This is a genomic window from Mycobacterium sp., assembly GCF_049278535.1.
Classification (GTDB): domain Bacteria; phylum Actinomycetota; class Actinomycetes; order Mycobacteriales; family Mycobacteriaceae; genus Mycobacterium.
On the sequence record NZ_JBAPMI010000260.1, the window covers coordinates 1 to 2,892 of the forward strand.

The following is a 2,892-nucleotide window of genomic DNA, read 5'->3' on the forward strand; positions in this document are numbered from 1 at the left end:
GGCCGGTGCCCCCCACCCCACCGGTTCAGACGGCCACCTCATAGAGGTGGATCAGAACTGCTGCCCGAACAGCAGGTCGATGAGTGGCACATGGGTCCTAATCTCCTCCTGAGGCGGACGACCCTTCGACGGGTCGAAGCATATAACAGAGATCGGCAGTGGTAAGCAAATTTATAATAAAAACTCAGTTGAATCTGCGGTCCTGTTTAGTCTCCTCTTAGGGACGATTCGAGGCATGTTCGATTGGTTAAGGATTTGAAGCAGTTGGTTGTTCTGATCGTCGTGCCCGCTTCTTGAATCGAAACGTTTCGTCGCTAAACACCAGTTAGAACGCCTAACGGGCCGGTCGCCACGAAGTCATTCGACGCGCCCCTTCGCGCGACGCACTGAGCTGTCTTCGTTCATTGCGAAATTTCAATGCCTGAGAAAGTCCGGAAAATTAGATTGAAGTTCCAATTAATCGAACGGGTTGCCTGAGAAGTGCCAACATTAAGTTGACTGTCTGGCTTATAACGTTGATTTGATAAACAAGATCGTCAATTCATCGCCATTAAAGAAGATGGTCTAATTCGAGCCATCATGAGGGCCGGTATAAGTTGAACGAATTTCCGTACTTTTAGGATCAAATGACCCCTCAGGCGGGGAACTCGCGTGGGGCCTGTGGACACAGGTGGCGGCGGTAGATTGATATCGCCATGACGCGACCTGACGAACTGTCCGAACTGCGGGTATCCGATGCCGACCGGAACGGCATCCTGCGCCGTCTGCACAACGCGGTTGCGCTCGGGTTGATCGATATCACCGAGTTCGAGGAACGCTCCTCGCACGTGTCCTATGCCCGGACCCGCAATGAGTTGGACAGCCTGGTGGGCGATCTGCCGGGTCCGGGGGCGATCGTCACATCCGCCGCCGACCGGGTCGAGTTGCGCGGCTGGGCCGGATCGCTCAAGCGCCACGGGGAGTGGACGGTGCCCACCCGACTGGCGTTGGTGCGCCGGATGGGTTCGGTCGAGCTCGATCTGGTCAAGGCCAGGTTTGCCGGTCCGGTGGTCGTGATCGAACTCGACATGCGATTCGGGTCGGTGGAGATCCGGTTGCCCGAGGGGGCCAGCGCGTCGATTGACGACGTCGAGGTGTACGGCGGCAGCGCCAGCGACCGGCGGAAGATCGCGCCGGCCGAGGGCACGCCGCACGTCGTGCTCACCGGTCGGGTGGTGTGCGGCTCGGTCAAGATCAAGGGGCCGCGTCGCTCGCTCGTGCGCCGCCGCGGCCGTGCCTGACCCGGCGAGATCCGGATACCCTGACAGCATGCCCGTTCGTTCCGCACTGTCCGCCGGAGTGCTCTCGCCGACGCTGCCGGTGCCGAAGTCGATTCCACGCCCGGAGTACGTCGGCAAGCCGACGGCGCGCGAGGGCACCGAGCCTTGGGTGCAGACGCCCGAGGTGATCGAAAAGATGCGGGTTGCCGGGCGAATCGCCGCCGGCGCACTCGCGGAGGCGGGCAAGGCCGTCGCACCTGGACTGACGACCGACGCGCTGGATCGCATCGCGCACGACTACATGGTCGACCACGGTGCCTATCCATCGACGCTGGGCTACAAGGGTTATCCCAAATCGTGCTGCACTTCGCTGAACGAGGTCATCTGCCACGGCATCCCCGACTCGACCGTGATCGAAGACGGCGACATCGTGAACATCGACGTCACCGCCTATATCGACGGTGTGCACGGTGATACCAATGCCACCTTCCTGGCCGGCGACGTCGCCGAGGAGCACCGCCTGCTCGTCGAGCGCACTCACGAAGCGACGATGCGAGCGATCAAAGCCGTCAAACCGGGCCGCGCACTGTCGGTGGTCGGCCGGGTTATCGAGTCCTACGCAAACCGGTTCGGCTACAACGTAGTTCGCGATTTTACCGGCCACGGTATCGGGACCACCTTCCACAACGGGCTGGTGGTACTGCACTACGACCAACCGGCCGTCACCACCATCCTCGAGCCAGGGATGACGTTCACGATCGAGCCGATGATCAACCTCGGATCGCTCGACTACGAGATCTGGGACGACGACTGGACGGTGGTCACCAAAGACCGCAAGTGGACCGCGCAATTCGAGCACACCCTGCTGGTCAACGAGTCCGGCGCGGAAATCCTCACGCTGCCGTGATCGCCCGGCGGTGAGCGGCGCGCTGCTGGTCGCCGGCACGACGTCCGACGCAGGCAAATCGATGGTGGTCGCCGGACTCTGCCGATTGTTGGTGCGCAAAGGAATTCGGGTGGCGCCGTTCAAGGCGCAGAACATGTCGAACAACTCGGTGGTCGCGCTGGACGGTGGGGAGATCGGGCGGGCGCAGGCGTTGCAGGCGCGGGCGTGCGGGCTGGAGCCGAGTGTGCGGTTCAATCCGGTGCTGCTCAAGCCCGGGAGTGATCGACGCTCGCAGTTGGTGGTTCGGGGGCGGGCCGTGGATACGGTCTGGGCGCGGGACTATTTCCGGCATCGGCGGCAGCTGCGCGAGGTCGTGGCCGGTGAATTGGCCGCCCTGCGTGCCGAATACGACGTGGTGATCTGTGAGGGAGCCGGATCGCCCGCCGAAATCAACCTGCGGGCAACGGACTTGGTCAACATGGGTCTGGCGCGGGCCGCGAACCTTCCGGTCGTGATCGTCGGCGACATAGACCGCGGCGGGCTGCTCGCGCACCTGTTCGGGACCGTGGCGGTGCTCGACGAGCAGGATCAGGCGCTGATCGCCGGGTTCATCGTGAACAAGTTCCGCGGTGACGTCTCGCTGCTGGAGCCCGGTTTGCGCCAACTCGCCGATCTCAGCGGACGGCCCACCTACGGCGTGATTCCCTACACCGACGACCTGTGGCTCGACACCGAGGACGCCGTCCC

At 62.7% G+C, this 2,892-nt stretch carries 3 protein-coding genes; all 3 read left to right on the forward strand.

Going from position 1 to position 2,892, the window contains the following annotated elements:
* The first annotated feature begins 695 nt into the window (after positions 1-695).
* A complete protein-coding gene (locus WAO18_RS17400) occupies positions 696-1,280 on the forward strand; it encodes a DUF1707 SHOCT-like domain-containing protein (RefSeq protein ID WP_422207481.1) in 585 nt (194 codons plus the stop codon).
* 28 nt (positions 1,281-1,308) lie between these two features.
* On the forward strand, positions 1,309-2,166 hold the full coding sequence (gene map, locus WAO18_RS17405) for a type I methionyl aminopeptidase (RefSeq protein ID WP_422207482.1): 858 nt from the start codon (positions 1,309-1,311) through the stop codon (positions 2,164-2,166).
* Between the two features lie 10 nt (positions 2,167-2,176).
* Positions 2,177-2,892 (forward strand): cobyric acid synthase (locus tag WAO18_RS17410; RefSeq protein ID WP_422207483.1); only part of this gene is annotated, 716 nt, incomplete at its 3' end.

Bases quoted from the DNA above. Each gene is read 5' to 3' on its own strand.
- map (WP_422207482.1), top strand. From the start codon at position 1,309: ATGCCCGTTCGTTCCGCACTGTCCGCCGGAGTGCTCTCGCCGACGCTG.
- WAO18_RS17400 (WP_422207481.1), top strand. From the start codon at position 696: ATGACGCGACCTGACGAACTGTCCGAACTGCGGGTATCCGATGCCGAC.